Origin of the sequence: Corynebacterium sp. L4757, from assembly GCF_043673995.1 — a bacterium.
In the GTDB taxonomy this organism is placed as follows: domain Bacteria; phylum Actinomycetota; class Actinomycetes; order Mycobacteriales; family Mycobacteriaceae; genus Corynebacterium.
The window spans coordinates 155,895-180,001 of sequence record NZ_JBIMEN010000005.1 but is presented as its reverse complement, the minus strand read 5'-3'; the positions used below and the strand labels follow the sequence as shown (position 1 = coordinate 180,001).

At 52.7% G+C, this 24,107-nt stretch carries 24 protein-coding genes, 2 tRNA genes and 1 pseudogene; 14 read left to right on the top strand and 13 right to left on the bottom strand.

The window, feature by feature from the left end:
* Nucleotides 1-355: 355 nt before the first annotated feature.
* The gene (locus ACG98I_RS08040) at nt 356-766 is read right to left on the bottom strand and encodes an NUDIX domain-containing protein (protein WP_394719862.1); all 411 of its coding nucleotides are present in this window, start codon (nt 764-766) and stop codon (nt 356-358) included.
* 23 nt (nt 767-789) lie between these two features.
* Nucleotides 790-1,578, bottom strand: a complete 789-nt coding sequence (locus tag ACG98I_RS08035) for a metallophosphoesterase family protein (RefSeq protein ID WP_394719860.1) — start codon at nt 1,576-1,578, stop codon at nt 790-792.
* Nucleotides 1,579-1,661: 83 nt separating this feature from the next.
* On the opposite strand from ACG98I_RS08035, the pseudogene ACG98I_RS08030 reads away from it, so the two are divergent.
* Nucleotides 1,662-1,904 (top strand): annotated as a pseudogene (locus ACG98I_RS08030) (toxin-antitoxin system HicB family antitoxin); the annotation flags it as partial.
* 344 nt (nt 1,905-2,248) lie between these two features.
* On the opposite strand, the gene ACG98I_RS08025 reads toward ACG98I_RS08030, so the two are convergent.
* The 4 genes from ACG98I_RS08025 to gyrA all read right to left on the bottom strand — a co-directional run bounded on the left by ACG98I_RS08025 (nt 2,249) and on the right by gyrA (nt 5,579).
* Nucleotides 2,249-2,321, bottom strand: a tRNA-Ala gene (locus ACG98I_RS08025).
* Nucleotides 2,322-2,331: 10 nt separating this feature from the next.
* Nucleotides 2,332-2,408 (bottom strand) — tRNA-Ile (locus ACG98I_RS08020).
* Between the two features lie 199 nt (nt 2,409-2,607).
* Nucleotides 2,608-3,003 (bottom strand): DUF3566 domain-containing protein, encoded by a 396-nt coding sequence (locus ACG98I_RS08015; RefSeq protein WP_394719859.1) that lies wholly within the window; start codon nt 3,001-3,003, stop codon nt 2,608-2,610.
* Between the two features lie 5 nt (nt 3,004-3,008).
* The gene (gene gyrA / locus ACG98I_RS08010; protein WP_394719857.1) at nt 3,009-5,579 is read right to left on the bottom strand and encodes a DNA gyrase subunit A; all 2,571 of its coding nucleotides are present in this window, start codon (nt 5,577-5,579) and stop codon (nt 3,009-3,011) included.
* Between the two features lie 69 nt (nt 5,580-5,648).
* Here gyrA and ACG98I_RS08005 point away from each other — a divergent pair, with 69 nt between their 5' ends.
* The 5 genes from ACG98I_RS08005 (at nt 5,649) to ACG98I_RS07985 (ending at nt 7,822) form a co-directional block, all read left to right on the top strand.
* Nucleotides 5,649-5,891, top strand: a complete 243-nt coding sequence (locus tag ACG98I_RS08005) for a CopG family transcriptional regulator (RefSeq protein WP_394719855.1) — start codon at nt 5,649-5,651, stop codon at nt 5,889-5,891.
* Nucleotides 5,888-6,148, top strand: a complete 261-nt coding sequence (locus ACG98I_RS08000; protein WP_394719853.1) for a cell filamentation protein Fic — start codon at nt 5,888-5,890, stop codon at nt 6,146-6,148. Before ACG98I_RS08005 ends, ACG98I_RS08000 begins: the two co-directional genes overlap by 4 nt.
* A gap of 125 nt (nt 6,149-6,273) precedes the next feature.
* Nucleotides 6,274-6,750, top strand: a complete 477-nt coding sequence (locus tag ACG98I_RS07995; RefSeq protein ID WP_394719851.1) for a hypothetical protein — start codon at nt 6,274-6,276, stop codon at nt 6,748-6,750.
* Between the two features lie 94 nt (nt 6,751-6,844).
* The gene (locus ACG98I_RS07990) at nt 6,845-7,285 is read left to right on the top strand and encodes a DUF6918 family protein (protein ID WP_394719850.1); all 441 of its coding nucleotides are present in this window, start codon (nt 6,845-6,847) and stop codon (nt 7,283-7,285) included.
* A 63-nt stretch (nt 7,286-7,348) separates the two neighbouring features.
* Nucleotides 7,349-7,822 carry a hypothetical protein gene (locus tag ACG98I_RS07985; protein WP_394719848.1) on the top strand — a complete coding sequence of 158 codons (474 nt, stop codon included), beginning with the start codon at nt 7,349-7,351 and terminating at the stop codon, nt 7,820-7,822.
* Nucleotides 7,823-7,834: 12 nt separating this feature from the next.
* Here ACG98I_RS07985 and ACG98I_RS07980 read toward each other — a convergent pair whose 3' ends face one another.
* From ACG98I_RS07980 to dnaA, 6 genes are all read right to left on the bottom strand, one after another.
* Complete coding sequence (locus ACG98I_RS07980) at nt 7,835-8,572, bottom strand: hypothetical protein (RefSeq protein ID WP_394719847.1); 738 nt, start codon at nt 8,570-8,572, stop codon at nt 7,835-7,837.
* Between the two features lie 94 nt (nt 8,573-8,666).
* Nucleotides 8,667-10,739, bottom strand: coding sequence for a DNA topoisomerase (ATP-hydrolyzing) subunit B (gene gyrB, locus ACG98I_RS07975; RefSeq protein ID WP_394719845.1), 2,073 nt, complete (start codon nt 10,737-10,739; stop codon nt 8,667-8,669).
* 288 nt (nt 10,740-11,027) lie between these two features.
* Entirely contained in the window at nt 11,028-11,624 is a 597-nt protein-coding gene (locus ACG98I_RS07970; RefSeq protein ID WP_394719844.1) for a DciA family protein, read from the bottom strand.
* Entirely contained in the window at nt 11,617-12,855 is a 1,239-nt protein-coding gene (gene recF, locus ACG98I_RS07965) for a DNA replication/repair protein RecF (RefSeq protein ID WP_394719842.1), read from the bottom strand. Before recF ends, ACG98I_RS07970 begins: the two co-directional genes overlap by 8 nt.
* A 13-nt stretch (nt 12,856-12,868) precedes the next feature.
* Entirely contained in the window at nt 12,869-14,065 is a 1,197-nt protein-coding gene (gene dnaN / locus ACG98I_RS07960) for a DNA polymerase III subunit beta (RefSeq protein WP_394719840.1), read from the bottom strand.
* A 767-nt stretch (nt 14,066-14,832) separates the two neighbouring features.
* On the bottom strand, nt 14,833-16,524 hold the full coding sequence (dnaA, locus tag ACG98I_RS07955) for a chromosomal replication initiator protein DnaA (protein WP_394719945.1): 1,692 nt from the start codon (nt 16,522-16,524) through the stop codon (nt 14,833-14,835).
* A gap of 943 nt (nt 16,525-17,467) precedes the next feature.
* On the opposite strand from dnaA, the gene rpmH reads away from it, so the two are divergent.
* The 8 genes from rpmH (at nt 17,468) to ACG98I_RS07915 (ending at nt 22,702) form a co-directional block, all read left to right on the top strand.
* Nucleotides 17,468-17,611 (top strand): 50S ribosomal protein L34, encoded by a 144-nt coding sequence (rpmH, locus tag ACG98I_RS07950; protein ID WP_394719838.1) that lies wholly within the window; start codon nt 17,468-17,470, stop codon nt 17,609-17,611.
* Nucleotides 17,612-17,614: 3 nt separating this feature from the next.
* On the top strand, nt 17,615-17,983 hold the full coding sequence (gene rnpA / locus ACG98I_RS07945; RefSeq protein ID WP_394719836.1) for a ribonuclease P protein component: 369 nt from the start codon (nt 17,615-17,617) through the stop codon (nt 17,981-17,983).
* A complete protein-coding gene (yidD, locus tag ACG98I_RS07940; RefSeq protein ID WP_394719835.1) occupies nt 17,984-18,268 on the top strand; it encodes a membrane protein insertion efficiency factor YidD in 285 nt (94 codons plus the stop codon).
* A gap of 27 nt (nt 18,269-18,295) precedes the next feature.
* Nucleotides 18,296-19,276 carry a membrane protein insertase YidC gene (gene yidC, locus ACG98I_RS07935; protein WP_394719833.1) on the top strand — a complete coding sequence of 327 codons (981 nt, stop codon included), beginning with the start codon at nt 18,296-18,298 and terminating at the stop codon, nt 19,274-19,276.
* 122 nt (nt 19,277-19,398) lie between these two features.
* On the top strand, nt 19,399-19,998 hold the full coding sequence (gene rsmG, locus ACG98I_RS07930; protein ID WP_394719831.1) for a 16S rRNA (guanine(527)-N(7))-methyltransferase RsmG: 600 nt from the start codon (nt 19,399-19,401) through the stop codon (nt 19,996-19,998).
* A 10-nt stretch (nt 19,999-20,008) separates the two neighbouring features.
* On the top strand, nt 20,009-20,857 hold the full coding sequence (locus ACG98I_RS07925; protein WP_394719829.1) for a ParA family protein: 849 nt from the start codon (nt 20,009-20,011) through the stop codon (nt 20,855-20,857).
* 18 nt (nt 20,858-20,875) lie between these two features.
* A complete protein-coding gene (locus ACG98I_RS07920) occupies nt 20,876-22,003 on the top strand; it encodes a ParB/RepB/Spo0J family partition protein (protein ID WP_394719827.1) in 1,128 nt (375 codons plus the stop codon).
* Between the two features lie 18 nt (nt 22,004-22,021).
* Entirely contained in the window at nt 22,022-22,702 is a 681-nt protein-coding gene (locus ACG98I_RS07915) for a hypothetical protein (protein ID WP_394719826.1), read from the top strand.
* A 71-nt stretch (nt 22,703-22,773) separates the two neighbouring features.
* Here ACG98I_RS07915 and ACG98I_RS07910 read toward each other — a convergent pair whose 3' ends face one another.
* Nucleotides 22,774-23,982 (bottom strand): N-acetylmuramoyl-L-alanine amidase, encoded by a 1,209-nt coding sequence (locus ACG98I_RS07910; protein ID WP_394719824.1) that lies wholly within the window; start codon nt 23,980-23,982, stop codon nt 22,774-22,776.
* Nucleotides 23,983-24,107 lie beyond the last annotated feature (125 nt).

The window sequence follows — 24,107 nt, the reverse complement described above, 5'->3', positions numbered from 1 at the left end:
AAGTCATGCTGGGTGATATTTTCCTCATGGTAATAGTTTTCGATTAGGTACCCGGAGATGTACATCCGTGTCTACTTTTCTCATCTCCTTACCGCGTGAAGGATTAGGTTATGAGAAAGAAGTTTCCGCTGACAACCGTCATTGCAAGGTAACCAGCCCTTGATCGAGACCAGTAATTACGAGGAGAAATCCATGAGCCTAAGAACCATTGCAATCTGGCTCGTCATCCCTGCTGCCGCAATTATCACCGTCGGTTATAACGATCCCGGATGGATGCTTCAAACATTTCTCATTGTCTGTCTACTTTGGGGCGTTGCTTCTATTTATCGACGTTGGAGTGACAAACGTGAAAACGCTAAGACTGAATCCGATCACCGATAAGAGCTGGGAATACATAATCAGCAAGCAAAGGCGCTAGGACAACGTCCGGTTCATGTGGTGATACCCAGGAAAGTTCTGCGATTTCAGCGGCCGCGTTCGGCGATACCGCGCCGGAGTAAGAAAATACGGTGGCAACAACGTTGTGCTCGGCCTCGTTGGCAGCCGGTGCTTCAAAAACACCGAGTTGGGTGAGCTGGGTGTCATCGAGTTCTACGCCAAGCTCCTCATGCACCTCGCGAATTGCAGTCTCCATAGCGCTCTCACCAGGTTCGGGCTTGCCACCAGGAAACATGAACTTCTCCGTACCGCGCTTGCGGACGGTGAGAACCTGATCCTGGGAATCGCGGAAGACAACAGCACTGACATGAATCTGTGGCATAACCATGGCCCTAAAGATACTCCCCTTCTCTACGGCGCTTGCATGACCTCAAATGGCCAGGGACGACGAAACTTCGCGGGTGGTTTCTCAAATGGATAACCGAGCGATACATCGATGTGGCTTACTCCATCCACTCGGGTTTCCGCGGGAATGTGCAGATGACCGTGGATAGCCATCTGCGCATGGTATTTCACTGCCCAATTTCGCGTCGCAGTGGTGCCGCACCACAGGGCGATATCCGGTTCAAACAGCCTATGGGTTGGTTCCACCACTAACGGCCAGTGGTTGACCAAAATAGTTTGCCCACGCACCGCATTGAGCCGCTCTTCGGTGTATTCAACGCGTTCCGCGCACCACTTTTCGATGTCCACATATGGGGCGATCGCAAGTTCATCATCCAGCTTGACCTTGGCTTGTGCCACGGCCTGCTTCGCCGTCAGACCAAGTGGACGGAAACTGTAGTCATACAGCGTAAACAGCGGGCAGACGGTAACTCCACCGAAGACCGGATACGGATCTTCCGGCGTAATCACACCAATCGCCCGCAGCTCTCCCACCAGTGCCCGGTATCGGGTCTTGCCCCGGATACGTTCAGAGGAACGATTAAATAGTTCATGGTTACCAGGCACCCAAATCACTTTGGCAAAACGCTTAACCAAGGGCTTCAAGGCGTTCACAACATCAGGGATGCGCTCCGCGACATCACCAGCAACAATCAACCAATCACCGGGATCACGAGGAACAAGCCGATCGACGACCTGCTGATTCTCCTTGAAAGTAACGTGCAGGTCGCTGACTGCCCAAAGTGTGCGTGCCATGAATCGAGATTATCCCACCGAGCAGAACTTTCTAATTCGGCGCCAAAGCCTACATACAGTCTTGAACACAAGAAGGTTCTTTCTTGTCATGGTTTGCTCCCGATCGCCGTGAAGCGGAGTCTGGGCGCATTGAACTTGTATCAGAAGTTGTTGAGGATATGACTGAGTCTGGGGAAGAAATCCCAGCCCCTTTGGGCACCCGAAACTACTCCGGGAAATTCAACGTCCGAACCTCGCCGTCCCTGCACCGTTCCCTGGCGATTCAAGCTAAAGCTGAAGGGATTTCTCTCAGTACTCTGATCAATCAGAAGTTAGCTTTGGCTTAAGAGTTCTTGCACTTATGTCCCTAATACCAAGGGACAGCCCCTCAATAGGACGACCGATTAGAGAAATACCTTCAAGACCGGCTTTAAACGAAGGAAAATTCCTTACGCACCGCCTAAATGCCCCATTCCCGTCTACCTCCTGCAGTTGTCAGTTTAGGAAGCGCTCGAAACGCGGAACACCACTCAAACGGATACAGCCACATCCTCGGCATCCAAAAAGGCTGGCTCGGCACCTGACCTCGACACGCCGCCATCCACAGATCTGTTTACTTAGCCCCCACTAGTGCACCGATGCGGAAACCACGAAAGGCTTGGTAGATTTTCTCTACCAAGCCTTTTTGCTGTGGAGCATAGGAGAATCGAACTCCTGACCTCCTGCTTGCAAAGCAGGTGCTCTACCAATTGAGCTAATGCCCCATTGTTCCGTTGGTGGGCCTAGCAAGAATCGAACTTGCGACCTCATCGTTATCAGCGATGCGCTCTAACCGACTGAGCTATAGGCCCTTAAGCGGAACGAGTAGTAACTATACAAGCGCCTGCAATAAAGGCCAAATCGTGTGGTCAAAGCATGTTTTTAAACAGCTAATAAAGTTGTGAGTTTTACTTCAGGTTAGGTGTTTAAAGGTTGAGAGGGGCATCGGAAAGCAAAAGCCCCACATCGCACATATAACTTTGCGATGTGGAGCCAAAATGCTGGCGCTAATTAGTTTGTTGCGTCAGCGGTCTTGCTCGTAGACTTTGACTGCTTCGTTGACTTCGAAGACTTGTCCTGCAAGCCCATCTCAATGCCGCCGAAGAGGTCAACGATGGCGTTGTAGATGAGCGCCAAGATAGGCGCCAGGATGGTGTTGAGAATCGCGATTACGGCGCCGATGAGGGCGCAGATGGAGACCACCATGCCGAACGTGATGGTCTGATTACCGCCGACATCGAAGATGAGGGAGTTGAGTGACTCCCATATCCCGAATTGATCCATGCCGAAGTACAGCAACACCACGGCAATAAGCCACGCCACCAAGCCGACGAGCGACATAGCCAAACCGACGCGAAAGGCCGATAGCGGGGAGATTCGCTTGAGCGATACGTTGCGTCGTGCCATAGGAATTACTCCTCGTTGTCGGAATCGTCGTCCTGATCTGCTGACCTATTTGGGTCCAGTTCCTGCTGAGCATCCTCAACAGTCTTCTCACCCTTTGCTACAGCCAGCGCTTCTTCTTCACCATCATCTTCCACATTGCGGTCGATAGCAAGAAGCTCGACATCATCGCCCAGGTTGACCAAGCGCACACCCATGGTGGCACGCGAGGAAGGACGAATCTCATTGACGTCGGTGCGAATAACGCCGCCGGCGGAGGTGATGGCGAAGATTTCATCATCTTCCATGACCGTGATCGCACCGATCAGCTTGCCGCGCTTTGGCGTGTACTTGAACGTCATCACACCCAGGCCGCCACGGCCTTGTGGTGCGTACTCTTCAATCGCCGTGCGCTTGCCGTAGCCACCGGAGGTAGCAACCAGCAAGAAGCCACCTTCCTGGACGACGGAAAGGCTAAGCAGCTGGTCATCGCCGCGGAAACGCATGCCCTTCACACCGGCCGTAGCGCGACCCATTGGGCGCAACTGCTCATCATCAGCGGTGAAACGGATGGCCTGGCCTTGCTCAGAGGTCAGCAGAATGTCATCAGATTCTTCAACAAGGACTGCACCGATCAGCGCATCATCATCATTGAGGTTGATAGCAATGAGCCCTGCAGAACGAGCCGACTCATAATCGGTCAGACGGGACTTCTTCACGCGCCCCTGCTTGGTTGCTAGAACAAGGTAAGGCGCATCCTCATAGGACTGAATCTGAATGACCTGGGCGATCTTTTCTTCCGGCTGGAATTCCAGCAGGTTAGCCACGTGCTGGCCGCGTGCGGTACGCGATGCCTCAGGCAACTCATAGGCCTTGAGACGATATACACGGCCAAAGTTGGTGAAGAACAAGATCCAGTCATGGGTGGAGCAGATAAAGAAGTTCTTGACGATGTCATCTTGCTTCAGCTCGGCACCACGTACACCCTTGCCGCCACGCTTTTGCGCTTTATAGGAATCAACCTTGGTGCGCTTTGCATAACCAGTGGAGGTGATGGTGACCACGACGTTTTCGCGAACGATGAGGTCTTCATCGGTAACGTCGCCGGTGGCGGCAACAATCTGGGTGCGGCGTTCGTCGCCGTACTTGTCCACGATTTCCTTCAGCTCATCGTGCACGATAGCGCGCTGACGTTCTTCGCGGGCCAGGATGTCCTTGTAGTCGGCGATCTCTAGCTCGATCTCAGCCAACTCATCAACAATCTTCTGACGCTCCAGCGCTGCCAGGCGGCGCAGCTGCATGGCCAAGATGGCATCAGCCTGGATGGTGTCTACATCCAGCAAGGAAATCAGGCCTTCACGAGCCTCATCCACGGTTGGGCTGCGGCGGATCAGCGCGATGACCTCATCGAGCATATCCAAGGCCTTCACCAAACCACGCAGAACGTGCGCGCGCTTCTCAGCTTCATCGAGGCGGAACTGGGTACGGCGAACAATAACTTCAATCTGGTGCGCAACGTAGTAGCGCAGCATCTGATCCAGACGCAGAGTACGTGGCACACCATCAACGATGGAGAGCATGTTCGCACCGAAGGAGGTCTGCAGCTGCGAGTGCTTGTACAGGTTATTGAGCACCACGCGTGCAACCGCATCACGCTTAAGCGTGATCACGATACGCATGCCGACGCGGTCGGAAGATTCATCTTCAATCTTGGAGATGCCAGCAATCTTGCCGTTCGCTACGGATTCCGCAATATTGGTCACCAGGTTGTCCGGGTTGACCTGGTAAGGCAGTTCGGTGATCACAATGGTCTGGCGGGAGCCTTGTTCCTCAATGGAGGTCACGCCACGCATGCGGATAGAACCACGACCGGTTGTGTAGGCATCCTTAATGCCATTATCACCAACGATGAGGCCATAGGTTGGGAAGTCCGGACCCTTCACGAACTTCATGCAGGCCTCGAGTGCTTCTTCCTCAGAAGCCTCAGTGTTCTCCAGCAACCAGAAAATAGCATCCGCCAGCTCATTTAGGTTATGTGGCGGGATATTGGTGGCCATACCAACGGCGATACCGCCGGAGCCATTCATCAGCAGGTTAGGAATACGCGATGGCAGAATATCCGGCTCCTGGGTCTTGCCATCGTAGTTTGGTGAGAAGTTCACGGTGTTCTCGCGGATATCGCGCACCATTTCCATCGCCAAAGGCGTCATGCGGCACTCGGTATAACGCATAGCTGCCGGGCCGTCATTACCAGGAGAACCGAAGTTACCCTGACCATCAATCATTGGGTAACGCATATTCCAGCTCTGCGCCAGACGCACCAGGGCATCATAAATAGCAGAGTCACCGTGTGGGTGGAATTGACCCATTGCGTCAGAGACAGGACGCGCGGACTTTACGTAGCCACGCTCAGGGCGGTAGCCCGAGTCATACATCGCATACAAAATACGACGGTGTACTGGTTTTAGACCGTCGCGTACTTCTGGCAGCGCACGACCCACAATGACAGACATTGCGTAGTCGATGTAGCTGGTTTCCATTTCCTCATTGATGTCAATGGGATGGATCTTGTCAAAAAGATCGCCGTTATCATCGCTCATAAGGCCCTATTCTAGCCTCTCCCGGCTTTTATCGCTTCCAGTCGATACCGTGGTGATACCATTTCGGGCATGGCGATGACTCTCCGATTGACTCCTGAGCAAGATCACGCGTTGACCCTGCTGGCATCGGCGCAAGGAACCTCCAAACATGAGGCGGTCGTTCGCGCAATTGCCGTGGCGGCCGCCCGCACGGTGCAGGACGCAACTGTCGATGCCTTAGCGCGCGAGCAGATCAAAGGCCGCAGCGCCTTAGAGGCCGATATTCGCCGGACTCGACGCTCCCCTAGCGCGAGGCCATACACGGCACTATGACAGCTGAGCAGCTTCTGATTATTGCGCAGCGCTTTTGCGAGGCTAGGCGCGTGAGAATCACCAATTATTCAGCGTTGGTTGCAGCTTCCGCAGCCGCGCATGCGCGTATCGATGGCATCCGGGTCCACGACAATCCCACCCAACAGGCCGAAAGTCTCTATGCAGTGTTAACGAAAGTAGGCGCACTGAGCGATCACAATAAGGAGTTCGCACAAATCTGTGCGAAGATCCATTTAACTGTTACAGATGGTGCGTAAGTTATGTATGGTATTAGCAGAAATGCTGAGAACGTATAAGTTGCCATAAACGTGCGCTGCTTATGCACTGTGTTGATACTCGCGCCAGTACCCGCTTGCGCGTCAAGAAAGGAACTCATCCGATCATGAAGCTCAAGCGCTTTATCGCTACCGCCGCTGCCACCTCTATTGCCGCCACCGCTGTTATTGCTCCCGCTTCCGCGCAGGATTCTTCAGAGGACCTGTCTTCCACTTTCAGCAACTCTTCTGATACCGGTACTGGCGAGACCCCTGATTATGAAACCAACCCAGATTTCGTTCCAGGTGAAGAGGGCAGCTCCCAGACCGGTTCTTCCGCTGCCGACCTCACCCTCATTTTCGGCGGCACCGCTGCTGCGCTGAAGCTGATCACCGATAATGTTCCTGCCCTGCGCCAAGCTGTCGATGACTTCGCTGCTTCCCTAGGCTTGCAGCACGTCAGCGGCTCTTCTGAATACAACCGCCTCTACCAGGGTGGCCTGGACTTTGACTTGGAGCGCCTCGCGCGCACCAACGGTTTCCCAGAAATCGCTGACCAGCTGGCAGCGCTGAAGGCAACCTCCAGCCAGCCTGCATCCAACTAGTTTGTGCGAAGATTCAGCGCGGTTGAGCATGTTCTAGCTCAACCGCGCTTTATATTGCCCAGATTTATAGGATTTAGGCGCTAACATAGTTTGCATGCCTAATCTCTCCCAGCTTCTGGAACCACAAGTACGTCCTGACCTGATCAAGGACTTGTCCGAGTTCATTCAGCAAACCGTTAATGAGCAGTCCGGTATTTCCGGCATGGCCATCAAAGGTGCGGTCTCTACCGCTACCCGCGTCAATTCGGAGATCATCCCCAAGGGTATTAACCAGATTCTGCCCGACATGCTTGGCGATCTTGAACCACGCTGGGCTGAGTTTGAAAAGTCTGGCGCCCAGGACTTCGGCGCATTCTTGGAAAAGGACTCCGACAAGGTTGCTGATGCCGTCATGTCCACCGCTGACCGCCACGCAGAGCGCATCAACGTCGCTCCCCTAGCTAAGGCCTACAAGTCCCTACGCAACAAGGGCGCCAAGATCGTTGAAGGCAAGGTCCCAGAGCTTGGAAATATCCTTCAAAAGCACATGAAATAATATTTACAAAACAAAAAAATGCGGTAGCTTCTTGTGAGGGATTTCCGATAAGAAGGGCTAATCATGAAGAAGCTGCCACTCATCGCTGGACTATTGGTAGGCGCATTAGCCTTGCAAGGATGTTCAGAATCTGCAAACGCTAGCCCACTGATCGGAGCACTTGCAGAACAACAAGATGCTGCTAAAGAAGAAGGCAGTGTTCTCATTGACTTCGGCGACGTCTATGCAGATTATGACAAGTACATCATCGTGTGCCAGGAAGCCTTCCGCGAGATGGCCTTGGAGCATGCTGGGCTTGCCGATGAAGCCATCAAACCCTTAGGCGATACCGAGAGCGCTGTTGTGGCGTATACGCCGGGCGATGACGCAGTACTGGCTGATGTTGTCGATCAAAGCGAGGTCACGCTGTGCGACGGAGTTCAAACATCAGCAATACCCATCACCCAAGATCAGCAACCGTTTTCCTATTCAGAAGAATTGCGGTCGGAAGCTGGCGCGCCATGGCTTCGCACCGGCACGGAGGAAGCTCTGTACTAGAGCTGTCTCTGGTTAAAAAGGCTCAGGATATAAGCTCGCGAGCACAAAGTTGTCCGGATCGAGGGATTCCGGCAGGTGCTCTGCGAGCTTTTCTGCGTCGTAATCAATGAGGATGCAGCCCAGCCAAAGTTCTTTAGAACCATAAGGAATATGGTCACCCGTTTGATCCAGCTCATGTTGCGCGGCCTTGGCCCATAATGGGCCGGCGAAGCGTGCCATTTCTACTTGATCAACCTGGGTGGGTTTCCCGCCATGCACAATCGGATCGGTGGCTTTCACGAATGCGTTGAACAGACCGGGGATGACATCAGCCTTTTCTGGAGCGGCGAAGAATCCAACCGTGACGTAGGTAAAAGGGCTGTTTCTAGGCTCACGGAGCAGAGTCATATTGAATACGCCTGATAAAGAGGCCGGGAAAGCCGTGGGTTCGTGGATGTCTTCTAAGAAGAACTTCTCATGGACCTTATCTTCGGCTTCTTCACAGCCGGTGTCATCGTATTCCACCAGTGCGTTGAGCTCATAGAGCTGCCATTGTTCGGGCGAATCTAGGCGGTCATACACGGCCTGGGTACGCAGAAACCACAGATCAAAGACAGAATCTGATGGAAGTGGTCTCGGCGAATAAGCAAAGATCGTGGCATCAGGCTGAACATCACTCAGTTGCCCTATGCGTTGCTGATACAGCGCATAAGCACGGTCCAGGTCTTCTGGCTTAGCAATGAACTCGGTGGTGAAGATCCTCACGGTCATGACACCCAGAATAGAGAAAACACCGTCATCACGTTGGTAAACGTAGATGACGGTGTTTTGCTAAGTAGAAGGTTCCATCGGCAAGCAATGGATCCTAGATGTCCAGGAAGCGCACATCCTTCGCGCGGCGGGTAATGAAGGAACGACGTGCAGCGACGTCATCACCCATCAAGATGGAGAAGAGTTCATCGGCACGCTGAGCGTCCTCAAGATCAACACGACGCAGAATACGGTTGGTTGGGTCCAGCGTGGTCTCCCACAGCTCAGACGCGTTCATCTCACCCAGACCCTTGTAGCGCTGGATGCCGTCATCCTTATTGATCTTACGGCCGGCATTCAGGCCCTCTTCGAGCAGCTTGTCACGCTCATCATCAGAATACGCGTAGCCCGGCTTACCCTTGCCCCACTTCAGCTTGTAGAGAGGTGGATTAGCCAAGTAGACGTGGCCTTCCTCAACCAGCTGCGGCATGAAACGGAAGAGCAGAGTCAGCAACAAGGTAGCGATGTGCTGGCCGTCAACGTCGGCGTCGGCCATCAACACAATCTTGTTATAGCGTAGCTTCGAAATATCGAACTCTTCATGGATACCGGTACCCAGCGCAGTAATAATGGCCTGGACCTCGGCGTTCTTCAGTACCTTGTCCATGCGTGCCTTCTCCACGTTCAGGATCTTGCCGCGCAGTGGCAAAATAGCCTGGAACATCGAGTCACGGCCACCCTTTGCGGAACCGCCCGCGGAGTCACCCTCCACGATGTACAGCTCAGAAATGCTTGGGTCCTTGGTACGGCAATCAGCGAGCTTACCTGGCAATCCGCCCAAATCCGTCGCGGACTTACGGCGCACCAACTCACGTGCCTTACGCGCTGCAACACGAGCTTGGGAGGAAGAAACGGCCTTATTAACAATGGCCTTGGCCTCAGCCGGGTTGGCGTCAAACCAGTCATTGAGGTGCTCATTCACCGCGCGCTGAACAAAGCCCTTGATCTCAGAGTTACCCAGTTTGGTCTTGGTCTGGCCCTCAAACTGTGGCTCGCCGACCTTCAGGGATACCACCGCTGCCAAGCCTTCACGGCAGTCATCACCGGTGAGGCTGCCGTCTTTTTCGCGCATCAGCTTATGCTCTTTAGCATAACGGTTCATCAAGGACGTCAGCGCAGAACGGAAGCCTTCCTCGTGCGTACCACCTTCATAAGTATTGATGGTGTTAGCGAAGGTGTGCGTGGATTCCTTGTAGCCCTGGTTCCACTGCATCGCTATCTCAACCTCATGGTCAGCGCCCTTGACATCAAATGCGACGACGGTTGGGTGGATAGCAGACTTAGTCTTATTGATGAACTTTACGTAATCAATCAAACCGTCTGGGTAGTGGAACGTGACCTTCTTCTGCAGCTTGTCAGAAGGCTCGCTCTCCTCAGTTGCAGGCTTTGCTTGATCGCCTTCATTGAAGTCATCAACATCAGCATCATCAAAGCTTGCGTCATCCAGCTGCTTTTCACCGGACTCTGCATCCGCGATAGCCTCCAGGTCCAGCTGTTCCTTGGTGACACGCTCATCAATCAGCTGGATGGTCAGACCCTTATTCAGGAACGCCATTTCCTGCAAACGCCGCGAGATGGTGTCATAGTCATACTCGGTGGTCTCAAAGATCTCTGGATCTGCCCAGAAACGAATCTTGGTTCCAGTGCCGCGGGCATTGCCGCCCTCAACCAGCTCTTCTGGAATAGAAGCATTGAAATTTTGGTACCAGTGCTTGCCGTCAGTCTTGATTTCTGCTTCCACGCGGGTGGACAGCGCGTTCACGACGGAGATACCAACACCGTGCAGACCACCGGAAACAGCGTAGGAATCAGAGTCGAACTTACCGCCAGCGTGCAGCTGGGTCATAACAACCTGAACGGTTGGTGCGCCGGAGGCGTGCATGCCCACGGGGATACCGCGGCCATCATCGGTGACCTCAACGCCACCATCTTCCATCAGACGAACAATGACCTTGGAGGCATAACCTGCCATGGCCTCATCGACTGAGTTATCCACGACCTCCCAAATAAGGTGGTGTAAACCACGCGGACCGGTCGAGCCGATGTACATACCTGGACGCTTGCGGACAGCCTCTAAGCCTTCCAGGATGGTAATAGACCCAGCGTTATATTCTGGTTGGGTAGCCACGAAACCGTGTACTCCTTTATTCCAAATTTAAACAGCGGTAAACCGCTGCGAAAATCAATAGTGTAGATAAACCCCTTTTGGTGAAAAGGGCGAACCACTCAGATACTTTCAAATGCGTCTGTGTAGTTCTAAGACTCTCACCATTCTACACTGTGTCCCCCTACCTAGAGCCACCTCACTTGGGCTAGAGGCGAAATTATCCGGTAATTTTTATTAACCTGCGCGACATTTTTCAGCTGCACCGCCGAAACAAGCAGGTTATCAAGGTATTTAATTAAGATTAATAATTTAGCCGTATGTATCCCTAGAACCTTGCGGTTTTACCCACATGGGACCTTGATAATTGCGATGTTGCTTTGGGCCTGAAATTTTCAATTGCGTAATTACATTCGGGCCGACCTGTTCGGCAATCTTCTGCAAGATGGGACGCTGCAAATAACGCAATTGCGTACCCCAATTTGAATTATCGCACGCAACATAAATGATACCGTTTTCGATCTTCTCCGGATGCGTGTGTTCAGCAATTTTGATGCCCACAAGCTTGTCCCAGTGACCAGTAATCCAGCCATGCGCCAGGTCATGTTCCCAGCCGCGGTGAGTAATTTCGCGCGCGATGTGCGAGCCCAGCTTCGGAATATCAACTGATTTCCGGATACGGCGGCCATCACCGCCGGTTTCACGACCTTTTCCGCGGTATTTCCGCCGCGGGGTTTTGGAAAGCTCAGAAATATCAAAACCGGGAACCTGCGGAACTGGAATTCCTTGTGGTTTTTCTACGGGCATCTTGGCGATCTTGGATTTCGATACGTGATGCAGCTTTGGCGGATTCGGGGAACGCCTACGAATGTGCTCAAAGGCTTGCTGCACTGGATCAGTGTTAGTCATCGCCGTCATCCGCCTTTGCTTCCGGTTCTTCCGGGGTATCTATCCTTTCTTCTACTGTAGTTTCATCAGCTGACATCGGGGAGCGGCCCAGGACGGAAATACGGCCTTCATCGGTGTCTTCAACCGCGATCTCATAACGTTCAATGGGAACCAGGTTTTCTGGCAGGTCTTCATCGACCGCAGCGGTAATGAATACCTGTTCTACGCCGGCGGCGAGTTTGACCAGCTTCTCGCGGCGCTGCGCGTCAAGCTCGGCAAAGACGTCATCAAGAATCAAAATCGGATCGGAGTCTTCAGAGCGCAAAAGCTGAAACTCGGCAAAGCGCAATGAAATGGCATAAGACCAGGTCTCACCGTGGCTGGCAAAGCCTTTGGCTGGTGTGGAACCCAGGTGTAATTCCACATCATCACGGTGGGGGCCCACCAAAGAGATACCGCGTTCGATCTCGCGCTGGCGTTTAGCGCCCAGCTCAGCCAGCATGACGGCGTCTAATACCTCGCGGTCAGAGATATCGATGGTGGATTTATAGCTAATATGCGCCGGACGTGATTCGGGTGCCAAGCTTTCATAAGCAGCCGGGATGAGTTCAGCAAGATGATCAACCAACTCCAGGCGGGCCTTGATGACTTGGGCGCCGAGGGCAGCTAGTTGCGAATCCCACACGTCCAAAGTCGCTAAGGCGGAAGCGCCTTCGGTATCACCATAGCCGCGGCGCATGGCTGCCGATGCCGACTTTAATAACGCGTTACGCTGGCGCAATACCTTGTCATAATCAGCCTTTACGCCTGCCAGACGCGGAGTACGAGTGGCAATGATGTCATCCAAATAGCGGCGGCGTTCTGCTGGTTCGCCGCGCACTAATGCCAGATCTTCTGGTGAAAAGAGCACGGTCTTCACCACGCCGAGTAACTCACGTGGAGACTTACAGCGGGTTCGATTAATTTGTGCCTGATTGGCCGCATGCGGCTTGATCAGCAAATGCGCGGTAAGTTCGCGGCCCTGATTGACTGCCGTGGCAGATACCCGCGCACTATTGGTGTTTTGCCGAACCAAAGGCGCATCCTGGTTGACGCGGTGTGAGCTTAAGTGCGCGACATAGCCTAAGGCCTCAACGATATTGGTTTTACCAAAACCGTTGCGGCCGACAAATAGGACAATGCCAGGTTTCAGATCTAGCTTTAGCTCAGGCCAAGATCGGAAATCTCGCAGGTGAAGCTCACGAATATACATCTACAGCGCTAGTTTAACCAGGCAGACGCACAGGCATCAACAGGTAGGTGAAGTAGGTATCCGGCGTTGGGAAATTACCATCTTCATCTGCTTCAGGCAGTTCTTCTGGCTCAGGCAACATAATGGCTGGGCGGGAAGGTTCCGTGAAACCAAAGACCACGCGATCAGTTGGAATAACAGCCAGGCCGTCTTTGAGGAAGCCTGGGTTGAAGGCGATGAGCAACTCATCACGGCCGCTGAAAGCACAAGGGATGGTCTCTTCAGCGTTACCAGTATCAGTTGCACCGGCGGCCAGCTGTACTTCGCCTTCGGTAAAGAGCATGCGGATCTGTGCATTGCGGTCGGTCAGCAAGGAAACACGGCGAATAGCTTCCTGAAGTGGGCCGATCTCAACAGATGCGATCGCAGTGTGGGTCTTCGGTAGCAAGTGCGAGACAGTTGGGAACTCTGCATCCAGCATGCGCGTGGTGGTCTCACGGTTATCAGCATGAAGGCCGAAGAGGCCATCGGCAGCAATGCTGTCACCAGTTCCTACTGCGATCTCAATTGGGTCATTGACGTGAGTATCCAAAGAACGCGCAGTTTCTTGCAGGGTCTTGGCTGGGACAAGGAGCTGGGTCTTGATGTCTTCAGCGGTGGGCTCCCACTCGAGGGTGCGTACTGCTAGACGGAAGCGGTCAGTGGCAGTGAGATTTACCTTGGTGCCATCGATCGCCATGGAAATACCAGTGAGCATTGGCAGGGTGTCATCTTTGCCCGCTGCGGCTGCGACCTGGGATACGGCTGCGGAGAAAAGCTGTGGGTTGACCTTGCCGGTGACCTCAGGGAGAACCGGCAGCTGAGGGTAATCATCTAGAGAAATCGTTGGCAGCTCAAAGCGGGAAGAACCACATTGAATGAGAACCTTGGTCTCTTCCTGGCGGATCTCCACTGGCTTATTGGGCATAGCGCTGACGATGTCACTCATCAACTTGCCTGCTACTGCGATACGACCTGGTTCTTCGATCTCAGCAGCGATACGAACACGAGTAGATACCTCGTAATCGAAGCCAGCGAGTTCTAAACCATTGTCATCCGCGGTGATGATCATTGCGCGAAGTACTGGCTGCGCTGCCTTAGTCGGGAGGTTACGGGCAACCCATCCAACCGCATGGCTTAAGTCATCTTTAGCCACACGAAATGACACGGCGTTGGTTCCTAGGGTTTCCATGTGCGTCTTTACTCTCCTTGACTCACTGTCGATGCGCCGTGCCCAGCTTCATGACGTTCATGTCATTTCAGGCTCGCCGACTAGGTAACTTCCAAAAATCTGCTGCCTTTGGTGACCGTGGGTTCAGTACCTGGGCATGCGGAATTCTTAGAACTTACCTGGTTGAAAAACTTCTTGAGGTTCTAGAACTTACAAAAATTGTGCAATTCAGCAATGCTTCCAACTTACCCAGTTCCCATGGCATTGCGCTAGTTGTTGATTTCTTGTCATTTAGCCCGAGCCGCGGGGACGCCGTGGGCTCGGAGCAAACTTTCACACACGCCCTCTTTCTTTTAAGTGATCTAGAAATAAAACTAGTAATAGTAATAAGTGCTGTGGATCCTGTGGATAATCACAAGTTTTCCATGCTCGGGGGCAAGATCGATCGTGTGCTAACCCGTGTGATCAATCTGGGGATAGATCGGGCGAAATGTGGATAACTCAAATTACACGAAAGTTATCCACAGACGGGTCTTTGTTATTCACCAAGATCGCACAACAGTGATCACAGCAGGTCGGAGGTTTTCTTGGTCTTGTGAAAACTCAAAACGTGTCCAAGCTCATTAAATTACAACAATGAAATTACACAAGTGTGAATAACACTGTGGATAACTTTTTGCCAGGTGATGGGCATAAAACCTTAAAAGCCGCCTATCCAAGAGCTTTTGCTCGAGGAGTAGACGGTGGTTAGAAGGTAGTGCAGCCTTATCGGTTACGAATTAATGAGACTAGGCGCGGCCGCGGGATTTGATGCGTTGGGTCAACGCCTGGATCTCGTCATAGGTTTCGCGCTTTTCTGTCATCTCACGGCGGATCTTGCGCTCCGCATACATAACAGTGGTGTGGTCTTTGCCGCCGAATTGCTCGCCCAGCTTTGGCAGCGAGAGATCGGTTAGTTCGCGGCACAGATACATAGCCAACTGGCGGGCATGCGCGATATCGCGCTTCTTGCCGGAACCAGTCAAGGTATCGACCTCAATATTGAAGTATTCCGCTGTTACTTCAATGATCGTATTAGGCGTGATTTGCTCTGCTGCGGAATCTGGAGCCAGATCACGCAAAGCAATTTCAGCCATTTCGATATTGATCGGCTCATCAACCAAAGAGGAATAAGCCGAGACACGGATCAGCGCGCCTTCGAGCTCACGGATCGACGTCTCAAAGCGAGAGGCAATGAGCTCCAACACAGCGCGATCGACGGTGGTGCCATCGGCAGAAGCCTTCTTCATCAAAATAGCGATGCGGGTTTCCAAGTCAGGCGGCTGAATATCAGTAATCAGACCACCTTCGAAACGGGTACGCAGACGATCTTCTAGCGTGGTCAACTGCTTTGGCGGACGGTCAGAAGACAAAATGATTTGCTTATTCGCCTGGTGCAGTGCGTTAAAGGTATGGAAGAACTCTTCCTGAGTGGACTCTTTACCTTCCAAGAACTGAATGTCATCGACCATCAGGATGTCTAAGTTGCGGTAACGACGCTTGAAAGATTCCTGGCGGTCATCACGCAAGGAGTTGATGTAGTCATTCGTAAATTCTTCTGAAGAGACGTACTTTACGCGCAAACCCTTGTGCAGCAGCTGCGCATAATTGCCCGCGGCATGCAGAAGGTGAGTCTTACCCAGACCAGAACCGCCCCAAATAAATAGTGGGTTATAGGCACGCGCCGGATTTTCGGCGACCGCCACAGCAGCACCATTGGCAAAACGGTTCGATGAACCAATCACGAAGTTGTCAAAGGTGTGCTTTGGGTTCAGTGATTGTTCACGGTTTGGGTCATGCGCTGGGCGTTCACGTGGGATGCGTGCGGAAGATGGTGATTGATAAGAAGACTGATTAGGTTGCTGCGACTGGTAGGCATCGGCAAGCTCATCCAAGTTGGCCGGGGAATGACTGGTCTGCCATGACTGCGGCATCTGTGGTTGACGCTGCTGCGGGGAAGACTGAGAAGCTGGTGGATAGTCAGAATTCGATGAATTCTGATCCTGATTAAACGAAGCAGCATTAAAACGCTGCGGCTGAAAATCCTGCTGGCTGCGATCGTCGTAATAGTTGTGATTATCTGCCTGCTGCTGACGCTTCTCAGGTTGATGGTGAGTATCAGCTTGATAATTGTCTTGGTGGGATCGATAAAAGTCCTGCTGGGAGACATCCACCTGGTTCAGGCGCGGGCGCTGCTGCGCGGAGTTTCCTGAGTCATAGTTGAACTGATCGATCTGGCGGCCAGAATTATTGGGATTCGAGTGTGCGCCAGTACCCGGTTGCTCGGTCTCCTCTGGGGGAGCGACCGTGATGGCAACAGAACAAGGGCGTCCCATGTAGCGGGATAGTCCGGCAGCAATGTGGGTGGACAACTCTTCTTCAACAATGTCCCGGGCGCGCGGATTTGGGGTCGCCAAAAATGCATAGCCATCACTGATCATGATGGGCTTCAATAACTGCAGGTGAATTCGCTGCTGATTGGTAAAAGTTGGGACCTCTGAGTTGGGTTGCTCAGAAAGCTGCAGCAGTTCTTCAACGATGACGCGCCACGTGGAGGTCAGGGACGATTGTTGGTCAGACACACCAAAGCCCTTTGCATTCGAATAGTTAAGCGGACAGAACAAATAAAGGCAGGGCGTAGCCTGCAGCGTGAAAGTAGCCTAAATCACACATCAGCAAAACGTGCTGGTGTGGGCCCCAGTCGCGGGAGAATTTGTAATTTATGCATTAACAGCTAAATCTCATTTTCTCACTGAACTTTCCACATCTGGAATTCCGCGTCTACCTTGTAGTCCACAGAGTTGTCCACAGGTGTGAAAAGATTGGTTATCCACAGCCTAGTCTATGGGTGTGAATAACTCTCAATTGCCCTAGAAATAGCATTTACCTGCGACAATCGCCAAAGTCTAAAGTTTAAATTGAGGTTTATCCACATCTAGACCAAGTCTGTGAATAAGTGGATTACTCATGTTTACCCGGTTTTTGAAGCCTGTGTCTAGTGGAGTATCTTTCCGCGTTTACTTTCGGCGGGATAGGAAAATGCTGTCAAAAGTCTCGCACTCTAAGCCCGCAGGGTGGGCGGGCGAAAGTGCCGTTATCCAGGGGATAAAAACATCTTTGTAATTTCGGGTGCCCCTGAGTGTCGATTTGTTTAATGCCCGTCAAATCACGTAATCTGTCATGGTCTATCGCAGCAATCTGGCTGCGCGTAAGTATGTGTTCTACCCCGGATGCAAAGTACTTATCGGCTAAGCGCTCTCATTAAGCGCTGCCGAGAGAATATTTGCAGGTGGTGAAACGTTAACTACTTACATTTTGGAAATTTTTAACGCGGGCTTGGCGTGCCAAGCGCACCTGGCCCGGTACAACTTTGAGGAGATTATCGTGGCAAAGGGAAAGCGCACTTTCCAGCCGAACAACCGTCGTCGTGCTCGTAAGCATGGCTTCCGCACCCGCATGTCTACCCGTGCAGGTCGCGCTATTGTGGCAGCTCGCCGCAAGAAGGGTCGCTCTAAGCTGACTGCTTAATTCGTGCTACCAACACAGTTCAAGCTCACGTCTCCGACACAGTTTCGTCGGGTAATTAAGCGTGGGCGGCGTGTGGGTTCTCGCACTGTTGTCGTGCATGCGCACGTCAACTCATCCGATGCCGAACTGGTGACCACTGGTCCACGGTTCGGCTTGGTTGTTTCTAAAGCCGTTGGGAATGCAGTGATTCGTCACCGCACCTCCCGGCGGCTTCGTCATGTGTGCATGGACATCATTGACGATGTGCCAGAAACAATGGATATTGTGATTCGAGCTTTACCGCCCAGCGGTGAGGCAACCAGTGCTGAATTAGAACAAGATCTTCGTACTGCGCTTGCGCGCATAAGGAAGAAGCTTGAGAAGAGCTCCTAAATGAGCACCGAAGAGTACTTCAATTCTGATGGCGAAGAGATCCCGCAGGCTCGTGGTGCGGCAAAACCGTTGGTAAAGGCGGTACGCTTCTACCAAAAGCATGTTTCACCGATAAAGCCGGTGTCTACGTGTCGCTTCGAACCAACATGCAGTGCTTATGCACTTGAAGCAGTGTCGGTCCATGGCGCGGTACATGGTGTGGTTCTAGCTGCGGCTAGGCTATGCAAGTGCGGTCCGTGGCATCCGGGCGGTTTTGACCCAGTACCGAAGAAAAAACAAATTTAATCGATCAGTTGAGGAAACCAACTCCCAGTGCTTAATTTTATCTATTGGCCGATTTCATTCGTGCTGTATTGCTGGCATTGGCTTTTGAGTCGTGTCATGGACCCATCAGCGGGCCTGACATGGATTTTGGCCATCATTTTGCTGACCTGGACGCTCAAGGCCATCATGGTCAAGCCAACTCTGACGTCTTTGCGTTCACAGCGCAAGATGCAGGAGCTGCAGCCAAAGCTGCAAGAGGTGCGTACTAAGTACGCCAATGACAAGACCAAGCAAGCCGAAGAAATGCAGAAGGTCTATAAGGACTCCAAGGTCCGACCGATGGCAGGCTGTTTGCCAATGCTGGCTCAGATTCCAATGTTCATTGGTCTGTTCCACGTTCTACGTTCCTTCGACCGTACTGTTTCTGTTGCCGGCGGAATTGGCCAACCAGCTGGTGAGCCAATGACCATCGAGCAAAATGCAAGCATTGGCAACTACTTCTTCGATCCAGAGCATGTTCAGTCGTACGTCGATGCAGAACTCTTCGGAGTTCCACTGGTAGCCAACCTGCGTCTGAACTCGCCATTGCTTCACGATCTGACGATGGCCCAGGCTGCGATGATCATCGTGCCGTTGATTGCGATCATTGCTGTTCTCACTCACCTGAACGCGCGTATGTCTCTCAACCGCCAGGAGGCACGCCGTGCGTCCGGTAAGACCCAGGCGCCACAGGGTCAAAATGCTGAGATGATGCAGCAACAGATGCAGATGATGTCCAAGATGATGCTCTGGGTCATGCCGGGCATGCTGGTTATTTCCGGCTTCATCTGGCCAATTGGTCTGTTGTTCTACATGCTGGCAAACACCGTCTGGACCTACGTTCAGACCCGCATGGTCAACGCGAAGATGGACCGTGAGGAAGAAGCCGAAGAGCAGGCAAAGATTGAGCTTAAGCGCACCACCGCTCCTAAGCCAGGTGCACGTAAGCGCGATACCCGCACTAAGAAGCAGCGCAAGCAGGGCAACTAAGCCGGTAAATAGGCTAAGAATTTACTAGCCTTTATACTTTGAAGCGTCTGGGATATTTTTATCCCAGACGCTTTTTACTTTTAGTTCTTATTGTTATTTCACTTATCTAGGGAGTTGTTCGCGTGGAGCCGTCGGACGTATTCAAAGACCGCATAGGCCTGGCCGAAAAATACCATGACCTGCTGGCTACCGATGGCTCCGTGCGCGGATTCATCGGCCCGCGTGAAGTTCCACGGTTGTGGGACCGCCACCTCATCAACTGTGCCGTTATTGGTGATGTCATGGCACAGGGCGCTACTGTCGTCGATATCGGATCTGGTGCTGGTCTTCCTGGAATTCCACTTGCCATCGCCCGTCCGGATCTCAACATCACGTTGATTGAGCCACTGTTGAAGCGCTCGGTGTTCCTTCAGGAAGTAGTTGATGCGCTGGAGCTGACTAATGTCACGGTGATTCGCGGCCGCGCCGAAGAAGGACCGGTGAAGAAGCAGGCTGCAGGTGCAGACATTGTTACATCCCGTGCAGTAGCTCCGTTGGGCAAACTTGCAAAATGGTCCTTGCCGCTGGTGCGCAAAGGTGGCGAAATGATCGCCATGAAAGGCGAATCCGTGCATGAAGAATTAGAACGGGATGCTGCAGATATCAAGAAGGCCGGCGGTGGAAAAGCCGTGGTCGAAGTCGTCCGCGGGACTACCATCATCCGTGTCCCTCGGGTGAACTAGAGTGGTGGGCATGACTAATCCGCGCCTGATCACTATCGCGAACCAGAAAGGTGGTGTTGGTAAGACCACCACCGCCGTGAACCTCGCTGCAGCCTTGTCCGAGGCTGGAAGCAAGGTCCTAGTTATTGACTTGGATCCACAGGGCAACGCATCTACCGCGGTCAATGTTGAACATAGCTCCGGAACTCCGTCGAGCTACGAGCTGCTTTTGGGAGATATCCAGGCAGAGCAAGCTATGCAGTCTTCACCCGCATTGGAGAACCTGTACTGCATTCCTGCCACCATTGATCTGGCAGCCGTGGAGATTGAAATGGTCTCTCTCGTGCGCCGTGAGTTTAGGCTTTATGATGCCTTGCATAAGGGCTTCTTAGAGGAACACCAATTTGATTATGTCTTCATTGACTGCCCGCCATCGCTGGGTCTTTTGACCATCAATGCCATGACGTGTGCGGAAGAAGTCATCATCCCAATCCAGTGTGAGTACTACGCACTGGAAGGTGTGGGGCAGTTATTGGGCAATATCACCATGATTCGTCAGCATCTGAATGAGGATCTGCATATTTCTGGTGTTTTGCTCACTATGTATGACGCTCGTACCAAGCTGGCATCACAGGTTGCTGATGAGGTACGTGAGCAATTCGGTGCGGTGGTCTTAGGAAACCTCATTCCGCGTTCTATTCGCGTCTCTGAAGCCCCTGGCTTTGGCAAGACTGTCATTGAATATGACCCGTCTTCTCCTGGCGCTCGCGCATACGTTGCTGCGGCGAAGGAATTACATGAACGCGGTGATTATGTGCCGCATGAAACCACTGGCGTGATCGGCGTGAGCCCGGATATTTATGCGGAATTAGAAGGATAGGCTTAAAGAGAGATAGTTATGGCTGACAAGAAACCACAGGTTAAACCACAAGTGAAACAGGGTGGGCTCGGTCGTGGTCTGGCCGCCCTGATCCCTTCCGGTCCAGATGCCCCAACCCGCAAGCCTCGCTTGGGCAATGACGCTGCTGACGTGATCCTAGGTGTGTCTCAGCGCAAGCCTGAGCAAGGAAAGAAACCTGATACCGATCAGTCATCGGGCTCCGAGGATTCGGTACTAGGCGGTAAGTCTGAGGGCGGCAGCGGCCAGTCTCGCCGCGTTGCTGGCGCTCCGACAATCGGCACGGGGACGTCAAAGAAGCGTCAACCGAAGCCAGCTTCCATTGGTGCAACTTATCGTGAAATTTCAGTTGGTGAGATTCAGCCGAACCCGAAGCAGCCACGCACAGTCTTCGATGAAGATGAGCTGAATGAGTTGGTTCATTCCATCCGTGAGTTTGGTTTGCTGCAGCCAGTAGTGGTTCGCGCTTCAGGTGACGGTGGCTTCGAACTGATCATGGGTGAGCGCCGCTGGCGTGCATCCGCCAAGGCAGGTCTGGCAACTATTCCTGCGATCGTGCGTGACACCAAGGACGATTCACTTCTGCGTGATGCGCTCTTGGAGAATATCCACCGCGTCCAGCTCAATCCGCTGGAAGAAGCGAATGCGTACCAGCAATTGCTGGAAGAGTTCGGCGTTACCCAAAACGAGCTGGCTGACCGCCTCGGCCGTTCCCGTCCACAGATTACCAACACCATTCGTTTGCTGCGTCTGCCAGTAGAGGTTCAGCGTCGTGTGGCAGCTGGGGTGCTGAGCTCCGGCCATGCGCGTGCGCTGCTGGGGCTGGATGACAAGGAAGCGATGGAGCAGCTGGCGCAGCGTATTGTTGCCGAAGGCCTGTCTGTCCGCGCGACTGAAGAAGCCGTGACGCTGATTAAGCGCAATGGTTTGCCTGATAAGCCGACACCGAAGCCAGCTGCTCCACAGCCGCAGGTCTATACCGCCGCCGGTGAGCGCCTCTCAGATCGCTTTGACACTAAGGTCACGGTGACAATGGGTAAGCGCAAGGGCAAAATGGTAGTTGAGTTCGGAGACCAGGAAGACTTTGAGCGCATCATGGCTCTCATCGATGGCAAACAGGATAGTTAAAATTTAAGAGCTAAAACCATGCTTGTACCACTGACTCCAGATTCGGAGATGCACCCACGGGCGGCAACGTCCATGTATTGGGAGTGCGTGCATGAGGTCGAAGATCCACGCTTCGAAAAAGAGGCGTGGATTTCATCGACAATGCTGAGCTTTGGTAACTGTGGTTTTAGCATCCGCGAAGATGCATCGATCATCTACTGTGCTGCTCAAGATGCGCCTGGCATAGCGCAAATGCCGACTGGGCCGGTCAGCTCCGATGCAGCAATTATTACTTCGCTTTTTGTGACCTCACAACGTGCTGGGCGTGGACTGGAGTCAGTGCTCCTTGATACGACCATCATGGACCTCGTGGAACGTGATTTCGAGGCGGTGGAAGCCTTCGGCTATCACGATGTCGGCGAGGAAGAAGATGAGATCTTCTATGACCGCTCGGATACTGAGTCTGAATCAGACTTTGATATTTTCAATAGCGCATCCACGAGTTTCTTCGCTGATGTGAACTATGAGATAGCCCGGCATTTTCTAGGAATTCGGCCAGATAATATCGGCCTGATTCCAGTATCTATCCTGCAGGGCGCGGGATTTGAGGTCATCAAAGACCATCCAGTTGCCCCGCGCCTACGCTTGGAGTTACCACCAAGTCATGACTTGCTTTCTGCCGCAGCTGCCGAAGACCTCGTTGCCCGCGCGCTTGCCTAAGCACTTAAAGAATACAAAGTGTGGGCCCCAGGAGCGATCCTGGGGCCCACACTTTGTTATTCGGAACCTGACTACGAGGACTGCTCAGCGCGCAGCAGCTCAGCGAAGTTATACGTACCGGTCGGCGCAGTATCTTCATCCAAGAGATAGAGGCGCTTGACTGCAACCACGATGGCTTCAGCAATGTCATCGCGGTGGGTTGGGTTGGTCAAGACAGATACATCATGAGGATTAGTTAAATAGCCTAATATCACTTGAACAACCGGCATTCGCGTCATCCGCAGCAGGGACCATGTGCGCGCATGGTTCTGGTTATTACCCAGCTCCGTGCGGGCAACAATCTCACGCTGAATATAGCCCGAGAGGGTCTCACCAATCATCGAGGAATTGCCGATCTCTGACCCAAAGTAAAAGGAGGCTACGCCATTAGCCTTCTCATTCGGGTAGGAGTCGCAGCCCAATGAGATGACCAGGTCAGCATCAAATGCATTCGCGATATCAGCGCGGTCCTTCATGGATGGATCATCCATGCGGGTACGGGAGTAAATGATCTCCATTCCGGCCGCAATCATTCGGCCTGCGACGCGTTCAGCCAGGTCCCAGATGATTTCTTCCTCAGAAATATCCCCAAAACGACCTTTAACCTTCTGACCCTTATTAGCCCCACCCAGGGCGGGGTCAATAACAACGCGCTTGCCAGCTAACTTTGGTCCAGCGTTGCGAACACGCTCGCGCTCTTGGATATTGTGCGCAGAACCACCAGTAATGCGGCGGCCTAGCAGGCTGAAAGCACGGATAGTAGCTGGGCCACAGACTCCGTCTTGTTGAAGGCCGTAGTTGAGCTGGTACTCCAGCAGGGCTTCATGGGTTGATGACCCAAAGTGGCCATCGATACGCTGCATGTAAAAGCCTAGCTCTTGCAGCTGCTTCTGCAATTGTGCAACGTCATCACCCACCAACTCATTATTTGGCTGGTAGCTCAGCACTCGCGTACCTAGCTTGTAGGATGCTTGGCGCAGCTCGCGCAACGTCAGCTCATCGATATTTCCCGAGGGAACAATACCGCGCGACTGTTGGAATGCTCTTACGATGGCGGAAAGCTCGGAGTCGAAGTGCTTATCTTCTTCGGAGAACTTTTGACGCTTCCAGTCGGACACATCGCCGCTGTAATTCGACAACAATCCGATTCGCGCAAGTGTGGCTCGTGCCTCGGCTACGCGGGCACTGCGATCCCCAACTTGAAGAATACGGTCCACTTCGTCCCCCTTTCTAAATTTCATGATTACTTAAGTGAAGCAACTTAATTGGTACACAATTAAACTCTGTCTCCACTCTAGTGCGACATTTTGAGAATACGCCATTTCACACGGCGTTCAGTGCAATCTATGAGACATAACGATAACAA